The organism is Tabrizicola sp. TH137, assembly GCF_002855575.1.
In the GTDB taxonomy this organism is placed as follows: Bacteria; Pseudomonadota; Alphaproteobacteria; order Rhodobacterales; family Rhodobacteraceae; genus Paragemmobacter.
In genome coordinates this window covers 166,976-184,637 of record NZ_PKRQ01000006.1, presented here as the reverse complement: position 1 = coordinate 184,637, position 17,662 = coordinate 166,976, and the positions used below count along the sequence as shown (strand labels likewise).

The window sequence follows — 17,662 nt, the reverse complement described above, 5'->3', positions numbered from 1 at the left end:
CTGAAATACTCTCGGGGGTGAGGCGCGGCACGCGCCGAGGGGGCGGACAGCCCCCTGAACGGGCCCCGCACCCGGCGCAGCCGGGGGTGGGGAGAAAAGGCTTCGGCGCGCAGGCGCCGTCCGCGTGGTGACTGGACAGCCGCCGCCCCGCGCCCGATATAGGACCCATGTCCCTGCCGCCCGGATTCCTTGACGAACTCCGAACCCGTGTGTCCCTCAGCCAGGTGGTGGGGCGCAAGGTCACATGGGACATGCGCAAGTCCAACATGGCCAAGGGCGACTGGTGGGCGCCCTGTCCCTTCCATCAGGAGAAATCCGCCTCCTTCCATGTCGATGACCGGAAGGGGTTCTACTATTGCTTCGGCTGCCATGCGAAGGGCGATGCCGTCACCTTCGTCAAGGAAAACGACAATGTCTCCTTCATGGAGGCGGTCGAGATCCTTGCGCGCGAGGCCGGGATGCAGATGCCCGCGCGTGATCCGAAGGCCGCGGAGAAGGCCGACCGCCGGACGCAGCTTGCGGCGGTGATGGAAGAGGCGGTGAAATGGTTCCGCCTGCAACTCAAGACCTCTGCCGCCGCCGAGGCGCGGGCCTATCTGGAAAAGCGCCGCATGTCGCCTGCCGCGCAGGACCGGTGGGAGATCGGCTTCGCCCCCGATCAGAGGCAGGGCCTCTTCCAGGCCCTGACCCAGAAGGGCATCGCACCCGATCTGATCGTCGATGCGGGCCTCTGCGCCAAACCGGATGAGGATGGCACGTCGCGCGGGGGCGGCGCCCCCTATGACCGTTTTCGCGGGCGCATCATCTTTCCCATCCGCGATGCACGGGGGCGGGCGATTTCCCTGGGTGGCCGCGCGATGGACCCGAATGCGCGGGCGAAATACCTCAACGGCCCCGAGACGGAGCTGTTCGACAAGGGTCGCAACCTTTTCAACCACGGCCCGGCGCGCGAGGCGGCGGGGAAGGGCCTGCCGCTGATCGTGGCCGAAGGCTATATGGATGTGATCGCGCTGTCCGAGGCCGGGTTCCGCGCCACGGTCGCCCCTCTTGGCACCGCTGTCACCGAAGACCAACTCCGCCTTCTCTGGCGCATCAGCGATGAGCCCATCATCGCGCTGGATGGCGACACGGCGGGGTTCCGCGCCGCGTTGCGGGTGATCGACCTTGCGCTTCCGCTTCTGGAGGCGGGAAAGGGCCTGCGCTTCGCCCTCTTGCCGCAGGGGATGGACCCGGACGACCTGATCAAGGCGCAGGGCGCGCCCGCGATGCAGAAGGTGCTGGATGCGGCGCAGCCCATGGTCAACCTGCTCTGGCGGCGGGAAACCGAGGGCAAGGTCTTTGACAGCCCCGAACGCAAGGCCGCGCTGGACAAGACGCTGCGCGCCGCGCTGAAGAAGATCGCCGACCCGTCGATCCGCGCCCATTACGGCGAGGATATCAAGCGGCTGCGGCTGGAGCTTTTCGGCCAGAACGCCCAGCCCTTCCGCCCCTATGCGCCGCGCGGGCAGGGCAGGGGCACAGCGCGCTTTCCCTTCCAGCCGGTCGCGCCTCTGCCCACGACGCGCGCCTCCCTCCTCGGTTCGGCGACGACGCCTGTGGAGGAACGGCTGCGCGAGGCGGTGATCCTCGCCACCCTGGTCGCCCATCCCGGCCTGATCCGCCGTTTCGAATCCGCGCTGGAGCGGCTGGATTGCACGGGCGAGGATCACATGCTGATCCGCGACCTCCTTCTCGCCCATGCCGATGCGCCCGATCCCCGCGCCGAAATCGCGGCGGCCGCCCCCGCGCCGCTTGACGCGCTGCTCTCTCATCCCCATGTCCGGAATGCGCCCGCACTCCTGAACCTGTCCGATTCCGAAAAGGCGGAATTCGCCGTCGCGCAGGATCTGTTCATCCTTCAGGCCGAACGCGGCATGCGGCGCGAGATCGAGGAGGCCACGCAGGATATCGAAGGCGTGGCCGATGAGGGGCTGACATGGCGGATCGCCAAGGCCAACGAAGCCCGGGCCGAAGCGCAGCGCGGCCCGCAGGACAAGACCGGCGAAGCGGTGATCTCTCCCAACGGGGTCGCGCTGGACAAGGAGGAACTCGCCGAGGCGCGCAAGGTGTTCGACAGCATCCGCTTTGAACGGCCCAACCGCCGACATTAACCCAGTAAAGACAAAAGAATCACCGCCCGCACCCTTTCACCCGACGTGATTCGCGTTATTGATTCGAAACAGCGCGAGTCGATTCGCCGCCCATCCGCCCCCTGCGCCCGAGGAGGACACATGGCACTCAAGGACACTGACGACGCGAAGCCCGACGAGCAGGAGGCCGATGTCTCGCTCGACATGAGCCAGGCCGCGGTGAAGAAGATGATCGCCGATGCGCGCGAGCGCGGCTACATCACCTATGACCAGCTCAACGCCGTGCTGCCGCCCGATCAGGCGTCTTCGGAGCAGATCGAGGATGTGATGTCGATGCTCTCCGAAATGGGCATCAACGTCATCGAGGATGAAGAGGCCGAAGAGGGCGAAACGGGGGGCGAACTCGTCGAAACCTCCACCTCGCGCGAAGTGGCGATCGTGGGCGCCACGACCGAGACGCTCGACCGCACCGATGACCCGGTGCGCATGTATCTGCGCGAGATGGGGTCGGTGGAACTGCTGTCGCGCGAGGGCGAGATTGCCATTGCCAAGCGGATCGAGGCCGGCCGCAACACGATGATCGCCGGGCTTTGCGAAAGCCCGCTGACCTTTCAGGCCATCACCATCTGGCGCGACGAACTTCTGAACGAAGACATCCTCCTGCGCGACGTGATCGACCTTGAGGCGACCTTTGGCCGGTCGCTCGACGGCGAGGATGAGATGGACGGTCCGGCGCTGGAAGAGGTGGACATGTCCGCCGCCCCCCGCCGCAGCGCGGGCGGGTCTTCGGAACCAGAGCTGGATGCCGATGGCAACCCCATCCTGCGCGCCGAGGAAGAGGATGAGGATGACGAGGCGTCCAACATGTCGCTGGCCGCGATGGAAGCCGCGCTGAAGCCCAAGGTCCTTGAAACGCTGGAAATCATCGCCCGCGACTATGCGAAACTGGCGCAGATGCAGGACCGCCGCATGTCGGCCACCCTGTCGGAAACCGCCAGCTATTCCGCCGCCGACGAGGCCGCCTATCAGAAGCTGCGGTCGGAGATCGTGACGCTGGTCAATGCGCTCCACCTGCACAACAACCGCATCGAGGCGCTGATTGATCAGCTTTACGGCATCAACAAACGCATCATGTCGATCAATTCCGGCATGGTGAAACTGGCCGATGCCGCCCGCATCAACCGCCGCGAATTCATCGACGAATATCAGGGCTATGAGCTTGATCCCACCTGGCTGGACCGCATGGCCGCCAAATCGGGGCGCGGCTGGCAGGCGCTGATGGAAAAGTCGCGCGACAAGGTGGAAGAACTGCGCGCCGAGATGGCGCAGGTCGGCCAGTATATCGGCGTGGACATCTCCGAATTCCGCCGCATCGTGAACCAGGTCCAGAAGGGCGAGAAAGAGGCCCGTCAGGCCAAGAAGGAAATGGTGGAGGCGAACCTGCGCCTCGTCATCTCCATCGCCAAGAAGTATACCAACCGGGGCCTGCAATTCCTCGACCTGATCCAGGAAGGCAATATCGGCCTGATGAAGGCGGTCGACAAGTTCGAATACCGCCGGGGTTACAAGTTCTCCACCTATGCGACATGGTGGATCCGGCAGGCCATCACCCGCTCCATCGCCGATCAGGCGCGCACGATCCGTATTCCCGTCCATATGATCGAGACGATCAACAAGCTGGTGCGGACGGGGCGGCAGATGCTGCACGAGATCGGGCGCGAACCGACGCCTGAGGAACTGGCCGAAAAGCTCCAGATGCCGCTGGAGAAGGTCCGCAAGGTGATGAAGATCGCCAAGGAGCCGATTTCGCTGGAGACGCCCATCGGGGACGAGGAAGACAGCCAGCTTGGCGATTTCATCGAAGACAAGAACGCCATCCTGCCGCTGGACTCGGCCATTCAGGAGAACCTGAAGGAAACCACGACCCGCGTTCTGGCCTCCCTCACGCCGCGTGAGGAGCGGGTTCTGCGGATGCGCTTCGGCATCGGGATGAACACCGATCACACGCTGGAAGAGGTGGGCCAGCAGTTCAGCGTGACGCGGGAGCGTATCCGCCAGATCGAGGCGAAGGCGCTCAGGAAGTTGAAGCATCCGAGCAGAAGCCGGAAGCTGCGCAGCTTCCTCGACCAGTAGGGCGGGGTTCACCCCGCCACGGAATCGAAAACAAAAGGCGCCCCGTAGGACGCCTTTTGTTCGTTCGGATACTCAAGGTGAAGATCAAATCTCCACCCACCCCACCACACTCTCTGGCACAGGCACAGCCTCGTCCTTTCCCATCCCATCCAGGTGGAACGGGATTGCCTCGGCCAGACGAGCCTTCACCGCTTCGACCGACGCGCCTGCCGCCACGCAACCCGGCAGATCGGGGACGTAACCCGAATAGCCCTTGCCCGCCTTCTCGATCACCACGGCATAACGCATGTCACTGTCCCTTCAGACCTGCCTGCTTCAAAATAGAATTGAATGTCCCCGGAGCCAAGTCGTCGTTGTTCTTGCCCGCCACGGTTACCCGTCCCGGCTTTGTCGGATGCGCGAATTGCCGATGGCTTCCGCGCGTGGCCACGAGTTGCCAGCCATCATCCGACAGCAGACGCAGGACATCGCGGATTTTGACGATGGGCATGATGCGGCAAGTTCAAGGCATTTTCTCCAGCCTCGCCTGACGCGGTTAACAGACCCTTTACGTGATATGTCTTTCCAAAACGTACGCGATCACGTACATTCTACGCCATGAAAACCCTCACCTCCACCGAACTCCGCGCCAATCTCTCCGCTGTCATGGACCGCGTGAACGATGACCATGAACCCGTCATCGTCACCCGCGCAGGCGGAAAGCCCGTGGTCATGGTCAGTCTGGAAGACTGGTCCAGCATGGATGAGACCACCTATCTGACCGCCTCGCCCGCCAACAAGGCGGCGCTCGACCGGGCGATTGCGGACTTCAAGGCGGGCGTTCCGGGCATCGTCAAAACGATGGAAGAGCTTGAGGCCTACGAGAAAGAGTGAAGGTCCTCTTCCTCCCCGACGCGTTTGAGCAATACGTCCACTGGCAGGACCGCGACCGCGCTATGCTGGGAAAGCTGAACCGCCTGATCCGCCAATGCCAGCGCCACCCGTTCGAAGGGACGGGCAAACCCGAACCTCTCCGTGGCGACTATTCCGGCTTCTGGTCCCGCCGCATCGACCGGGAGCATCGCCTCGTCTATCGGGTGGAAGGTGACGCGCTGATCATTGTTCAGTGCCGCTATCATTATTGACCATGCGGCGGGCAGACCCCCGCCCTACGAGCCCGCCCCCACCACCCCCCTGAGTCCCCGCCGCCACACATCGCGCCCCCCGCATATGGGGGCGCGAAATCCCCCCTAGCCGAAACCTCGTCCGCGCCCCTATAGTTTGGGCAAAACCGGGGGGAACACCCCGGCATGAGGCAGGCGTAACCAACAACAAGCAAGGAGGGGGCCATGCGCTGCCCATTCTGCGGCAATATCGACACCCAGGTGAAGGACAGCCGTCCCGCCGAAGACCACGTTTCCATCCGCCGCCGGCGCTTCTGCCCGGCCTGCGGGGGGCGTTTCACCACCTATGAGCGCGTGCAGTTGCGCGACCTCGTGGTCATCAAATCCTCGGGCAAGCGCGAGGATTTCGACCGCTCCAAACTCGAACGCTCCATCCGCATCGCGATGCAGAAGCGGCCCATCGACCCCGAACGCATCGACCAGATGATTTCCGGCATCGTCCGCCGTCTGGAGTCCCTGGGCGAGACGGATATCCAGTCCAAGGTGATCGGCGAGATCGTGATGGAATCCCTCGCCCGGATCGACACCGTGGCCTATGTGCGCTTTGCCAGCGTTTACAAGAACTTCCAGGCCGCCGACGATTTCGACAAATTCGTCAGCGAACTGCGCCCCGGCGCCTCGCCCGACGAGTGACGGGCCGCATGTGACCGAGGACGAGGTCCATATGTCCCACGCCCTCGCGCTGGCGGCGCGGGGGCTCGGGCGGACATGGCCCAATCCGGCAGTGGGCTGCGTGATCGTGAAAGAGGGGCGCATCCTGGGGCGCGGCTGGACGCAGCCGGGCGGGCGGCCCCATGCGGAACGCATGGCGCTGGATCAGGCGGGGCAGGGCGCGCGGGGGGCCACGGCCTATGTCACGCTGGAACCCTGCGCCCATCACGGCCGCACCCCCCCTTGCGCCGAGGCACTGGTCGCGGCCGGTCTGGCCCGCGTCGCCACGGCCCTGACCGACCCCGATCCCCGCGTCTCGGGCCGGGGGCACGCCATCCTGCGTGACGGGGGCGTGACCGTCACCGAAAGGGTCTGCGAGGCCCGCGCGCGGCAGCTTCAGGCGGGGTTCCTGAAGCGGATCACGCAAGGCCTGCCCTTCGTCACCCTGAAACTCGCCGCCACGCTGGACGGGCGCATCGCCACAGCCACGGGCGAAAGCCGCTGGATCACCGGCCCGCAGGCCCGCCGCCGGGTGCATCTGATGCGGATGACGCATGACGCGGTGCTGACATCCTCCGCCACCGCGCTGGCCGATGACCCCGACCTGACGGCGCGCGATCTTGGCGCAGCGCACCAACCGCTGCGCCTTCTGGCCGACAGCCGCCTGCAAACCCCGCCCGACAGCCGCCTCGGCCGCAGCGCCAAGGATCACCCTGTCTGGGTCATCCACGGCCCCGCCGCGCCCGACACGGCCCGCGCTGCCTGGGCCGCGACTGGCGCAAGGCTGATCGAAGCCCCCACTGAAGGGCCCCACCTGAACCTGACCGAAACCTTCCGCCTCCTCGCCGCCGAAGGCCTGACCCGCCTCCTGATCGAAGCCGGCGGCCAATTCGCCGCCGCCCTGATCCGTGCGCGCCTCATCGATGAAATCGCCCTCTTCCAGGCCGGCTGCCTGATCGGCGGGGACGGCACCCCCGTCCTCGGCCCCCTCGGCCTTGCTGCCCTTGGCGATGCCCCAAGGCCAAGGCTGGTGGAAACCGCCACCCTCGGCCCCGATACCTTCACCCGCTGGTCCTTCTGACCTGCCCTTTCACCTTGGCCCAAAGGGGGCGCCAAGGGGGGACATCCGTCCCCCCCCCCGCCACCCCTCACCAATGGCCGGTGCTGGCCATGCTCTTCCAGGGTTCCACCGGCTCCTTCGCGCCGCCCTTCTGCAACAGCTCGATCGAGATATTGTCGGGGCTCCGCACAAAGGCCATCCGCCCATCCCGCGGCGGGCGGTTGATCACCACGCCATGGGCCTGAAGATGCGCGCAGGTGGCATGGATGTCGTCCACCTCATAGGCCAGATGCCCGAAATGGCGGCTGTCACTCGGCAGCCCGTCATCCCCATCCCAGTTATAGGTCAGCTCCACCGGGCATTCCGGCTGGCCCGGAGGCGCCAGGAAGACCAGCGTGAAACGGCCCCCCTCATTGTCATAGCGCCGCGTCTCTTCCAGCCCCAGAAGCTTGTAGAAGGCGATCGACTTCTCCAGATCCAGAACCCTGACCATCGTATGCAGATACCTGATGCCCATCGCATCCCTCCTTTTCTTTGCGCCACAGTACACAGCCCGTCGCCCCGGACGCCACCGCAAGATATAGTGTTCCGCGACTCATGAACCACGATCAGGCCCATGCAGCAATATCACGACGCGCTTCGCACCGTCCTTGCCCACGGCATCCCCTCCTCCGACCGCACGGGGACGGGCACGATCAGCCATTTCGGCCTGCAATGCCGCTATCCGCTGGCCGAGGGCTTCCCCCTCGTCACCACCAAGAAACTCCACATCAAGTCGATCATCCATGAACTGCTGTGGTTCCTGAAGGGCGACACCAACATCCGCTATCTCAACGACAACGGGGTGACGATCTGGGATGAATGGGCGGATGAGAGCGGCGATCTCGGCCCCGTCTATGGCCGCCAATGGCGCGATTTCGGCGGGGTGGACCAGATCGAGACGCTGCTCGACATGATCCGCCGCAGCCCGGACTCGCGCCGCCTGATCGTCTCGGCCTGGAACCCGCCGGACGTGCCGCAGATGGCGCTGCCGCCCTGCCATACGATGTGGCAGGTCCGCATCCTGGGCGGCAAGCTGCATCTGCAACTCTACCAGCGCAGCGCCGACATGTTCCTCGGCGTGCCCTTCAACATCGCCTCCTATGCCCTCCTCCTCGTGATGCTCGCCCATGTCACGGGCTATGAGCCGGGGGATTTCATCCATTCCATCGGCGACGCGCATATCTATTCCAACCATATGGAACAGGTCGCAACCCAGCTTTCCCGCGACCCCCGCCCCCTGCCCAGCCTGCGGATCACGCGGCAGGTGACCTCGCTCTTCGATTTCCGGTATGAGGATTTCGAGATCACGGGCTACGACCCCCATCCCGCCATCAAGGCCCCGGTGGCGGTATGAGCGCGCGATGCTGACCCTCGTCGTCGCCCGCGCCCGCAACGGGGCCATCGGCAAGGGGAACACCATCCCCTGGCACGCGCCCGAAGACCTCGCCGCCTTTCAGCGCGAAACGACCGGGGGCGCGGTCATCATGGGGCGGCGGACCTGGGAAAGCCTGCCCTTCAAGCCCTTGAAGAACCGTCTGAACATCGTGGTGACGCGCGATAGGTCGGTCTGGGAGACGACCGCCCCCACGCCCGAGGCGGCGGTGCAGATGGCACAGGCCGCAGGCCATGCCCGCCTCTACGGGATCGGGGGCAGTTCGATCTACGCCGCCCTCCTGCCGCTGGCGCATCGCCTGCTGGTGACCGAGGTGGATCTGGAGGTGGAGGGTGCGGATGCCTTCTTTCCGGCGTTCGACGAGGGGGCGTGGCGGGTGATCTGGGAGCATCGGCTGCGGGAGAGCGGGCCGGGCTGTGTGATGCGGGAGTGGGTGAGGTAGGGCGGGGGTCTCCCCGCCTTCCGCCCGGAATGGCGGGGAGACCCCCGCCCTACGGACCGTCGCCCCGTGCAACATCCCGCAGATAGGATGAATAGGGCCAGTCCTGCGGGGCATCGACCAGACCGTGCTTGACCGGGTTCATCCAGCAATAGTGCCGATGCGCCTGCCAATCGGCCGTGTTGCGGATGTGATGCTCCCAGAACCGCTTCTGCCAGATGCCGACCTGCCCCTTCCGTAGGGCGGGGTTCACCCCGCCATGCGGCAAGGTTTCCGGCAAGGCTGAGGTGAACCCCGCCCTCCGCAAGGCCATCGAAAAGCGTGCCTTGATCGCGCCCATGCGGATCGAATAGTCGCTGTCCCCCTCGGGCAATTGCCAGATGCAATGCATATGGTCGGGAAGGACGACCCAGGCATCGACAGCGAAAGGTCTTTCCCGGCGTGTCACGCGGACGGCGTCACGCAAGGCATCGACATGACGGATCAGCAGGTCACCCCCACGCTGTTGCAGCGCGACGGTGAAGAAGATCGTGGCACCGGGTCTTCGGGGGCGAATGTAGTGCGGCATTCCCTTGTTTCGCGCGGAAGCGTTCACAAAGGATGAATGCCGTAGGGCGGGGTTCACCCCGCCATGACGTCCCCGCTTGCCGCCTCGCGCGTGGCGGGGTGAACCCCGCCCTACAGTGCGGATCGCGGTCCGGGCCGCGCCGCCGCGCGGTCACAAAGGCCCTACCTCCCCCACCCCCCGCCGCGCCGCCACCGCCAATTCCCACCGCATCTGCAAGCCCATCCAGAACTCCGCCGAGGTCCCGAAGGCCGCCGCCAGCCGCAGCGCCGTGTCGCCCGTGATGGCCCGGCGCCCCGCCACGATCTCGGACACCCGGTTCGCCGGCACGCCGATATGCCGCGCGAGTGCTGCCGCGCTCAGGCCCTTGGGGGCAAGGAATTCCTCCGCCAGCACCTCCCCCGGATGGACCGGGTCCAGCGCCTCAGTGATAGTCGGTGAGTTCAACGTCTGAAGCATTCCCATCCCTCCAGCGGAAACAGATCCGCCACTGATCGTTCACCCGGATCGACCACTGTCCTGCCCGGTCGCCCTTCAACGCCTCCAGCCGGTTTCCGGGCGGGGCGCGCAGGTCTTCGACCCGGATCGCCGCATCCAGCATTGCCAGTTTCCTCAGCGCGACCCGCTCCATACCGTGGAACCGCGCCACCCGGTCCAGCCGGAAAAGGCGCTCCGTGTCCCGATCCGCAAAACCCAGAATCATACGCTATACGTATCCCATACTGATTTCAACCTGTCCACCCACTCTGACACCCGTTGGTTAACGCCCCCTTTCCCCCGCCACCCCCCGTGCTACCTGTCGCGCGTCACAGGAGCGCCCCATGCAGATCGCCGTTCTCTACCTCTCCACCGCCGCCGTCTTCCTGATCCTTGACGCGATCATGCTGACCTTCGTGATGAAGCCGCTCTTCGACCGGCATATCGGCGCGCTGATGCTGGAGAATATCCGCCTCGTTCCGGCGGCGGCCTTCTACCTCGCCTATGTGGCTGGTCTCCTTTACCTCGTTTCGCTTCCGGGGCTGCGGACGGGGGCGCCGGTGCTGGTGCCGGCCATGATCATCGGGGCCATGGCCTATGGCACCTATGAATTCACCTCCTTCGCCATCATGAAGGATTGGCACTGGCAGATGGTGGCGACCGATACGATCTGGGGCACGGTGCTGACGGGGCTTTCGGCCTGGGCCGGGGTGGCGATCACGCGGGCGGTGACGGGTTAACCACTGGCGAAGGGGCCGTTCGTTGCGTATGCACAGTTTGCGGCACAGAAAGCGGCACAGTTTGCGGCACAGCCGATGACGGAGGATGACAAGGATGATGCTCTACGGCATTCCGACCTGCGATACCTGCAAGAAGGCGCTGAAGGCGCTGCAAGGCGCCGGTCATGAGGTGGCTTTCCGCGACGTACGGGCCGCGCCGCTGACCGAGTCGGAAATCGCTGAAATCGTTCATGAATTCGGCGACAGGGTGATCAACAAATCCTCCACCACCTACCGCGCCTTCAACGATTTCCTCAAGGCGTCGGAGCCCGAGGCCCAGATCGCCGCCCAACCCACGGTGATGAAGCGCCCCATCATCCGCAACGGCGCGGACTGGCATCTCGGCTGGGACGAGGCGGTGCAGGCGAAACTCCTCTGACGAAAAGGCCCGCCAGGGGCGGGCCTTTCGTTTCAACGGGTTGCGCGGATCACAGCAGCTTCAGATCGCTCGCCGAAGACCGGCCATCCCGGCCCGATTGCAGTTCATAGGCGATCTTCTGGTTGTCGTTCAGCCCCTTGAGCCCCGCCCGCTCCACCGCCGAGATATGGACAAAGATATCCTTGCCCCCATCATCGGGCGCAATGAACCCGTAGCCCTTTGTCGTATTGAACCATTTCACGGTGCCGGTCGGCATGCCGCTTCTCCTTCAACTACCCCCCCTGCGGCGAGATTGCCGTCAGGCCGTGCAAGCCAGGTCTTCCTTTGTCCACTTGCCTGTGCGTCGCAGGGAAGGCGGTAGAAGTCTGTCGTCACTGCTGAAAATCATGCCAAAGCCCATATGAAAATCAAGCCCGATTAAGGGGCGGGGAATCAGGCTGCAACCCAATGAAACAAGGGGAAAATCGGCGTTCCGTCTGTTTTTTGGGCGATCTGCGAATCGTTGGCAAAAAGGAAAAAAGGGGGGGCAGCCCCCCCATTTCCCCCTGTCTCAGCGCAGGTCGGGCGGCAGGGCCGCCGCCGCAAGTTCCGCCACGATGGCATCCAGCGTCATGGTTTCGGTGCGGTTTTCGCCCAGTCGGCGGACAGAGACGGTGCGCTCTTCCACCTCTTTCATGCCCAGGGCGAGGATGACCGGCACCTTGCCGACCGAATGTTCGCGGACCTTGTAGTTGATCTTTTCATTCCGCATGTCCGCCTCGGCCCGCACCCCGGCCAGGGTCAGCGCCGTCACCACCTCTTCCACGAAAGGATCGGCATCCGACACGATGGAGGCCACCACCACCTGACGCGGGGCCAGCCAGAAGGGCAGCTTGCCCGCATGGTTCTCGATCAGGATGCCGATGAACCGTTCGAACGACCCGAGGCAGGCGCGGTGCAGCATGAAGGGGCGGTGTTTGGCCCCGTCCTCGCCGATATAGCTGGCATCCAGCCGTTCCGGCAGGTTGGGGTCGAGTTGCAACGTGCCGCATTGCCAGTCGCGCCCGATGGCATCGGTCAGCACGAATTCCAGCTTCGGCGCATAGAAGGCCCCTTCGCCGGGGAAGAGCTCATAGGGATATCCGGCGGCCATGCAGGCATTGGCCAGCGCCGCCTCCATCTTGTCCCAGATCTCGTCCGAACCCACGCGCTTTTCGGGGCGGGTGGAGAGTTTCACCCGCCATTTGTCAAAGCCGAGGTCGGAATAGATCTTCGCCAGAAACTCGATGAATTTCTTGGACTCGGATTCCACCTGATCCAGCGTGCAGAAGATATGCGCGTCGTCCTGCGTGAAGCCGCGCACCCGCATGATCCCATGCAGCGCGCCCGAGGGTTCATAGCGCGCGCAGGAGCCGAATTCCGCCATGCGGATCGGCAGGTCGCGATAGGATTTCAGGCCCACGTTGAAGATCTGCACATGGCAAGGGCAGTTCATGGGTTTCAGGGCGTTGACGACCTTCTCGCGCGCCCCTTCCTCATCCACCTCCACGATGAACATGTTCTCGCGGTAGTTTTCCCAGTGACCCGAGGCTTCCCACAGCTTGCGGTTCACGACCTGCGGCGTGTTCACCTCGACATAGCCGTCGCGGCGCTGCTGGCGGCGCATGTAATCTTGCAGCGTGGTGTATATGGTCCAGCCATTGGGGTGCCAGAAGATCTGCCCCGGCGCCTCTTCCTGCATGTGGAAGAGGTTCATCTCGCGGCCCAGCTTGCGGTGATCGCGCTTCGCCGCCTCTTCCAGCATGGTCATATGGGCCTTCAGATCGTCGCGGTTCCTGAAGGCCACGCCATAGATGCGTTGCAGCATCGGGCGGCTGGCATCGCCCAGCCAATAGGCCCCCGCCACATGCGTCAGCTTGAACGCATCCGCCGGAACCTGCCCCGTATGCTGGAAATGCGGGCCACGGCAGAGGTCCTGCCAATCGCCATGCCAATACATCCGCAGGTCCTGATCCTCGGGGATCTTGTGGACCAGTTCCACCTTGTAGGGTTCGCCCCGGCTTTCGTAATAGGCCAGCGCATCGGCGCGCGACCAGATTTCGGTGCGCACCGGGTCGCGGGCGTTGATGATCTGTTTCATCTTGGCCTCGATCTGGCCAAGGTCATCGGGCGTGAAGGGCTCTGCCCGGTCGAAATCGTAGAACCAGCCGTGATCGCGGACGGGGCCGATGGTGACCTTCACATCGGGCCAGATTTCCTGCACCGCGCGGGCCATGATATGGGCCAGATCGTGCCGGATCAGTTCCAGCGCCGGCCCGTCATCCTTCATCGTGTTGATGGAAATGCGGGCATCCGTCTGGATCGGCCATTGCAGATCCCAGTGCTGGCCATCGACCATGGCCGAGATTGCCGCCTTGGCCAGCGAGGGCGCGATGGCCTGTGCCACCTGCGCGGGTGTCACGCCCGCCTCGAAGTGACGGATATTGCCATCGGGGAATGTCAGGGAAATCTGGCTCATGGCCATGCTCCTCGTCGGTTTGGCGCCCACGGAACGCCCGGTTGCGGGTTATGTGCCGCCTTCCTGCGCGGGGGCGTCGCGATTGTCAACGGTGGGTGAGGGGGCGGTGTTGCCCTGTGGCATCCCGGCCCGCGCTTCGCTATGTCCTGTCGGATGAAGGAGGCACCGATGACCGAATACCTGACCACCCCGCAGGGCCGCCGCCTCGCCCATCACCGGACGGCCGGGCAGGGGCCGGGGGTGGTGTTCCTTGGCGGCTTCATGTCCGACATGACCGGGACCAAGGCGATGTTCCTTCAGGACTGGGCCAAAGCCGAGGGGCGCGCCTTCCTGCGCTTCGACTATTCCGGTCACGGCCAATCCTCCGGCGCCTTCGAAGAGGGCTGCATCGGCGACTGGGTGGAGGATGCGGTGGCTGCGCTGGAGGCGCTGACCGAAGGCCCGCAGATCCTCGTCGGGTCGTCCATGGGCGGCTGGATCGCGCTGCATCTTGCCCGCGCGATGCCGTCCCGCGTGGCGGGACTCGTCGGCATCGCCCCCGCGCCGGACTTCACCGAAGACAGCATGTGGGCGGGCTTTTCCGACGCGCAGCGGGCGCAACTGATGGAGACGGGTCGCATCACCATCGCATCGGATTATTCCGCCGCAGGCTATCCGATCACCCGGCGGCTGATCGAGGACGGGCGGCAGCGGCTGGTCCTGCGGTCCCCCCTGCCATTGCCCTTCCCGGTGCGCATCCTGCAAGGCACGGCAGATACCGATGTGCCGGTCTCGGTGGCGCTGCGGCTCATGGATCATGCGCAATGCGATGATCTGCGCCTGACGCTGGTGAAAGGGGCCGATCACCGCTTTTCAACGCCCGGCTGCCTTGCGATGATCGCCGCGGCGGTGGTCGATGTGAGTAACCGGTGATGCGTTCCCTTGGCAAAGCCCTCGGTCGGCTGCTGCTGATCCTTGTCCTTGTCCTCGGCGGCCTGTGGCTGCTGGCGCCGCGCAGCGGGGTGGACCGCGTCATCGCCTTTTCCGAAACGGACATTCCTGCCGATATCGAGACGTGGATCAACCAGCGCGAGCAGATGTTTTCCGACATTCGCGCGGGGGATGAAAAGCGCATCCTCTGGGCCGGGGCGAGGGGGGCGAAGACGCCCCTTGCCATCGTCTATATCCACGGCTTTTCCGCAGGCCCCGCCGAAATCCGCCCCGTGCCCGAAGAAGTGGCCCGCGCCCTGGGCGCGAACCTCTTCTTCACCCGCCTCGCGGGCCATGGCCGCGACGGGGCGGCGATGGCAGGGGCCAGCGCCGAGGACTGGCTTTTCGACATGGCCGAGGCGATGGCCGTGGGCCGCCGTCTGGGCGAGCGGGTCATCGTCATCGGCACCTCCACCGGCGGAACGCTGGCGGCCCTGGCGGCGACCGATCCGCAGCTGAACGAGGGGCTGGCGGGGACGGTGCTCATCTCGCCCAATTTCGGGATTCACCCGCCCGCGCAATGGCTGCTGGATGCGCCCTTCATCGAAAGCTGGGGAAGGCTGGTCGCCGGGGAAACCCGTGCCTTCACGCCGCTCAATCCCGAACAGGGGCGGCACTGGACGACGGAATACCCGACAGAGGCGCTCTATCCCATGGCCCGGCTCATCCGCGCGGCGCGCGAGGCTGACTATGCGCAGGCCGTGACACCCGCCCTCTTCCTCTATGCGCCTGCCGATCAGGTGATCGACCCTGCCCGCATCCCGCCTGTCATCGCGGCCTGGGGCGGGCCCACGCAGGTGGAACGGCGCGAGATGCAGGGGGATGACGATCCCTTCTCCCATGTGATCGCGGGCGACATCCTGTCGCCGGGCCAGACGGAACCCGTCATCCGGATCATCACCGACTGGGCGCGCGGGCTGTGACCGAACCGATCCTCCTGATCCCTGGCCTTCTTTGCGACGCGCGCATCTTCCTGCCGCAGATCGTGCATCTGGGGGCAAAGCACCCCCTGCACATCGCCCTGCCCGCGAAGGGAGAGACGGTTGAACAGATGTCCGAAACGATCCTCGCCACAGCCCCGGCGAGGTTCATCCTGATCGGCCATGGGCTGGGTGGCGATGTGGCGCTGGATATCCTGCGCCGGGACAATGGCCGCGTCAGCCGCGCCGTACTGATCTCCACCGATCCGCTGGCGGAACCGCCCGCCACGGCGGCGGCGCGCGAGGCCCGGATCGTGGCCGCCAAGGCGGGCCGCCTGAAAGAGGTGGTGGCGCAGGAATATCCCGAAACGGCCTTCGCCTCCTTTGAATGGCGTGGGGAAATCCTTGCCCTGATGCGCGACATGGCGCTGACTTTGGGCGAGGGCGTTTTCCTGCGCCAGTCCCGCGCCCTGCAACGCCGCCCCGATCAGCAAAAGACGCTGCGCCGCGCCAATCTGCCCCTGCTGATGATCGCCGGGGCAGAAGACCCGATCGTCCCCGTCCGCCGTCAGGATTTCGCGGCGCAACTTGCCCCTTATGGCAAGCTCATGGTGATCGAGGGTGCGGGCCACCTGCCAACATTGGAACAGCCCGAGGCGGTGAATGCCGCCATCGAGACCTTTCTGAATGGCCCGATGATGCTGCGCGTTACTGCGAAGCCGCGAGGCTGATCTTCGCCTTCTTCGGCCGGGGCTCGCCCGAATTGGTGTCGATGAAGTTCAACACCAGCGGCCGGATGTTCAGACGCCACGACTTGCCCGCGAAGATGCCGTAATGGCCCGCGCCGGGTTCCAGATGGCTGGCCTTCTTCTCTTCCGGCAGGCCGGTCAGAAGTTTCAGCGCGGCCACGCATTGCCCGGGGGCCGAGATATCGTCATTCGCGCCTTCCACCGTCTTCACGGCGACCTGCGTGATCGCGCCGATATCCACCCGCTTGCCCGCGACGGTGAATTCGTTCTTCGCAATCTCGCGGTTCTTGAAGATGCGTTCCACCGTGGAAAGGTAGAATTCCGCCGTCATGTCCATCACGGCCAGATATTCGTCATAGAACCGGTTATGGGCATCGTGATCCGATGCCTCGCCCCGCGCCACGCGCATGATCTGTTCGGCGAAGGCCTTGGAATGGCGCTCGGCATTCATCGACATGAAGCTTTGCAACTGCATCAGCCCCGGATAGACCAGCCGCCCCGCACCCTTGTACTTGAACCCCACGCGCTGGATCACCGTCTGTTCAAGCTGCCCCATCGTCACGCGGCGGCCGAAATCCGTCACGTCGGTCGCGGCGGCATCCGGGTCGATCGGCCCGCCGATCAGCGTCAGGGATCGCGGCTGCGCCTCCGGGTCCTCGCCCGCCAGATAGGCGGTGGCGGCCAAGGTCAGCGGGGCAGGCTGGCAGACGGCGATGATATGGGTATCCGGCCCCAGCGCCCGCATGAAATCCACCAGATAGAGGGTGTAATCCTCCACATCGAACTTGCCCGCCGACACGGGGATATCCCGCGCATTGTGCCAGTCGGTGACATAGACATCCGCATCCGGCAGAAGCGAGGCGACGGTGGACCGAAGAAGCGTGGCGTAATGCCCCGACATCGGCGCCACCAGCATGATCTTGCGGGCCATCGGCGCGCGGCGGCGGACGAAGAACTGCACCAGATTGCCGAAGGGCCGTTCCACCACCGTCTTCACATCGACCAGATGATCCGTGCCATCCGGGCCCACGATGGAGCGGATGCCCCAGTCAGGCTTGGCCACCATGCGGCCGAAGGTGCGCTCCGTCACCTCGCCCCAGGCGGCCATCAGGGGCAGCACGGGGTTCATCGACATCGCGAAGGCGGGATATGACGCCATGGCCCGCGCGGTGGCGCCAAGCCACTCGTTCGTGTTGCGAGCCGTCTCCATCATGTCGTAAGTGAACATGTACCGCACACTGCGTCTCCTTGTCCGGGTGGGCCAACACCGGCATTCACAGCTTTCCCCTCCGGACCGGTGGCGATATGCTGCACAGC

At 65.0% G+C, this 17,662-nt stretch carries 22 protein-coding genes; 13 read left to right on the top strand and 9 right to left on the bottom strand.

Features of this window, described 5'->3' with window-relative positions:
- Nucleotides 1–167: 167 nt before the first annotated feature.
- Nucleotides 168–2,150, top strand: a complete 1,983-nt coding sequence (gene dnaG, locus C0V75_RS17700; RefSeq protein WP_101922296.1) for a DNA primase — start codon at nucleotides 168–170, stop codon at nucleotides 2,148–2,150.
- A 120-nt stretch (nucleotides 2,151–2,270) separates the two neighbouring features.
- A complete protein-coding gene (gene rpoD, locus C0V75_RS17695) occupies nucleotides 2,271–4,262 on the top strand; it encodes an RNA polymerase sigma factor RpoD (RefSeq protein ID WP_101922295.1) in 1,992 nt (663 codons plus the stop codon).
- Between the two features lie 84 nt (nucleotides 4,263–4,346).
- Here rpoD and C0V75_RS17690 read toward each other — a convergent pair whose 3' ends face one another.
- Both C0V75_RS17690 and C0V75_RS17685 read right to left on the bottom strand, forming a co-directional pair.
- Entirely contained in the window at nucleotides 4,347–4,550 is a 204-nt protein-coding gene (locus C0V75_RS17690) for a type II toxin-antitoxin system HicB family antitoxin (RefSeq protein ID WP_101922294.1), read from the bottom strand.
- Nucleotide 4,551: 1 nt separating this feature from the next.
- The gene (locus C0V75_RS17685) at nucleotides 4,552–4,752 is read right to left on the bottom strand and encodes a type II toxin-antitoxin system HicA family toxin (protein ID WP_101922293.1); all 201 of its coding nucleotides are present in this window, start codon (nucleotides 4,750–4,752) and stop codon (nucleotides 4,552–4,554) included.
- A 107-nt stretch (nucleotides 4,753–4,859) separates the two neighbouring features.
- Here C0V75_RS17685 and C0V75_RS17680 point away from each other — a divergent pair, with 107 nt between their 5' ends.
- The 4 genes from C0V75_RS17680 to ribD all read left to right on the top strand — a co-directional run bounded on the left by C0V75_RS17680 (nucleotide 4,860) and on the right by ribD (nucleotide 7,157).
- Nucleotides 4,860–5,135 (top strand): type II toxin-antitoxin system Phd/YefM family antitoxin, encoded by a 276-nt coding sequence (locus tag C0V75_RS17680; protein WP_101922292.1) that lies wholly within the window; start codon nucleotides 4,860–4,862, stop codon nucleotides 5,133–5,135.
- Nucleotides 5,132–5,386 (top strand): Txe/YoeB family addiction module toxin, encoded by a 255-nt coding sequence (locus tag C0V75_RS17675; RefSeq protein WP_101922291.1) that lies wholly within the window; start codon nucleotides 5,132–5,134, stop codon nucleotides 5,384–5,386. The genes C0V75_RS17680 and C0V75_RS17675 overlap by 4 nt, the downstream gene beginning before the upstream one ends.
- 204 nt (nucleotides 5,387–5,590) lie before the next feature.
- Nucleotides 5,591–6,058 carry a transcriptional regulator NrdR gene (gene nrdR / locus C0V75_RS17670; protein ID WP_101922290.1) on the top strand — a complete coding sequence of 156 codons (468 nt, stop codon included), beginning with the start codon at nucleotides 5,591–5,593 and terminating at the stop codon, nucleotides 6,056–6,058.
- Between the two features lie 10 nt (nucleotides 6,059–6,068).
- On the top strand, nucleotides 6,069–7,157 hold the full coding sequence (gene ribD, locus C0V75_RS17665; protein WP_256377171.1) for a bifunctional diaminohydroxyphosphoribosylaminopyrimidine deaminase/5-amino-6-(5-phosphoribosylamino)uracil reductase RibD: 1,089 nt from the start codon (nucleotides 6,069–6,071) through the stop codon (nucleotides 7,155–7,157).
- Between the two features lie 67 nt (nucleotides 7,158–7,224).
- Here ribD and C0V75_RS17660 read toward each other — a convergent pair whose 3' ends face one another.
- Entirely contained in the window at nucleotides 7,225–7,653 is a 429-nt protein-coding gene (locus C0V75_RS17660) for a VOC family protein (RefSeq protein ID WP_101922289.1), read from the bottom strand.
- Nucleotides 7,654–7,752: 99 nt separating this feature from the next.
- Here C0V75_RS17660 and C0V75_RS17655 point away from each other — a divergent pair, with 99 nt between their 5' ends.
- Nucleotides 7,753–8,532: a thymidylate synthase gene (locus C0V75_RS17655; RefSeq protein WP_101922288.1), complete on the top strand. Its 780-nt coding sequence runs from the start codon at nucleotides 7,753–7,755 to the stop codon at nucleotides 8,530–8,532.
- A 7-nt stretch (nucleotides 8,533–8,539) separates the two neighbouring features.
- The gene (locus tag C0V75_RS17650; protein WP_101922287.1) at nucleotides 8,540–9,013 is read left to right on the top strand and encodes a dihydrofolate reductase; all 474 of its coding nucleotides are present in this window, start codon (nucleotides 8,540–8,542) and stop codon (nucleotides 9,011–9,013) included.
- A gap of 49 nt (nucleotides 9,014–9,062) precedes the next feature.
- Here C0V75_RS17650 and C0V75_RS17645 read toward each other — a convergent pair whose 3' ends face one another.
- The 3 genes from C0V75_RS17645 to C0V75_RS17635 form a co-directional block, all read right to left on the bottom strand.
- Nucleotides 9,063–9,578: a transposase gene (locus C0V75_RS17645; RefSeq protein WP_101922286.1), complete on the bottom strand. Its 516-nt coding sequence runs from the start codon at nucleotides 9,576–9,578 to the stop codon at nucleotides 9,063–9,065.
- Between the two features lie 150 nt (nucleotides 9,579–9,728).
- On the bottom strand, nucleotides 9,729–10,022 hold the full coding sequence (locus tag C0V75_RS17640; protein ID WP_254216515.1) for a HigA family addiction module antitoxin: 294 nt from the start codon (nucleotides 10,020–10,022) through the stop codon (nucleotides 9,729–9,731).
- Nucleotides 10,000–10,278 carry a type II toxin-antitoxin system RelE/ParE family toxin gene (locus C0V75_RS17635; protein WP_101922284.1) on the bottom strand — a complete coding sequence of 93 codons (279 nt, stop codon included), beginning with the start codon at nucleotides 10,276–10,278 and terminating at the stop codon, nucleotides 10,000–10,002. Before C0V75_RS17635 ends, C0V75_RS17640 begins: the two co-directional genes overlap by 23 nt.
- 118 nt (nucleotides 10,279–10,396) lie before the next feature.
- Here C0V75_RS17635 and C0V75_RS17630 point away from each other — a divergent pair, with 118 nt between their 5' ends.
- Entirely contained in the window at nucleotides 10,397–10,792 is a 396-nt protein-coding gene (locus tag C0V75_RS17630; protein ID WP_101922283.1) for a DUF2177 family protein, read from the top strand.
- A 94-nt stretch (nucleotides 10,793–10,886) separates the two neighbouring features.
- Nucleotides 10,887–11,210, top strand: coding sequence for an arsenate reductase family protein (locus C0V75_RS17625; protein ID WP_101922282.1), 324 nt, complete (start codon nucleotides 10,887–10,889; stop codon nucleotides 11,208–11,210).
- Between the two features lie 49 nt (nucleotides 11,211–11,259).
- Here the strand turns inward: C0V75_RS17625 and C0V75_RS17620 are convergent, their stop codons facing one another.
- The gene (locus C0V75_RS17620) at nucleotides 11,260–11,466 is read right to left on the bottom strand and encodes a cold-shock protein (RefSeq protein ID WP_101922281.1); all 207 of its coding nucleotides are present in this window, start codon (nucleotides 11,464–11,466) and stop codon (nucleotides 11,260–11,262) included.
- Between the two features lie 294 nt (nucleotides 11,467–11,760).
- On the bottom strand, nucleotides 11,761–13,707 hold the full coding sequence (gene thrS, locus C0V75_RS17615) for a threonine--tRNA ligase (protein WP_101922280.1): 1,947 nt from the start codon (nucleotides 13,705–13,707) through the stop codon (nucleotides 11,761–11,763).
- Nucleotides 13,708–13,875: 168 nt separating this feature from the next.
- On the opposite strand from thrS, the gene C0V75_RS17610 reads away from it, so the two are divergent.
- From C0V75_RS17610 to C0V75_RS17600, 3 genes are read left to right on the top strand one after another with little or no spacing between them, the layout of a single operon-like run.
- Entirely contained in the window at nucleotides 13,876–14,619 is a 744-nt protein-coding gene (locus tag C0V75_RS17610; protein ID WP_101922279.1) for a carboxylesterase, read from the top strand.
- Nucleotides 14,619–15,599: a carboxylesterase gene (locus C0V75_RS17605; protein WP_254216529.1), complete on the top strand. Its 981-nt coding sequence runs from the start codon at nucleotides 14,619–14,621 to the stop codon at nucleotides 15,597–15,599. Before C0V75_RS17610 ends, C0V75_RS17605 begins: the two co-directional genes overlap by 1 nt.
- Nucleotides 15,596–16,327 carry an alpha/beta fold hydrolase gene (locus C0V75_RS17600; protein ID WP_101922277.1) on the top strand — a complete coding sequence of 244 codons (732 nt, stop codon included), beginning with the start codon at nucleotides 15,596–15,598 and terminating at the stop codon, nucleotides 16,325–16,327. Before C0V75_RS17605 ends, C0V75_RS17600 begins: the two co-directional genes overlap by 4 nt.
- Here C0V75_RS17600 and phaZ read toward each other — a convergent pair.
- On the bottom strand, nucleotides 16,305–17,582 hold the full coding sequence (gene phaZ, locus C0V75_RS17595; protein ID WP_101922276.1) for a polyhydroxyalkanoate depolymerase: 1,278 nt from the start codon (nucleotides 17,580–17,582) through the stop codon (nucleotides 16,305–16,307). The genes C0V75_RS17600 and phaZ overlap by 23 nt on opposite strands.
- Between the last annotated feature and the right edge of the window lie 80 nt (nucleotides 17,583–17,662).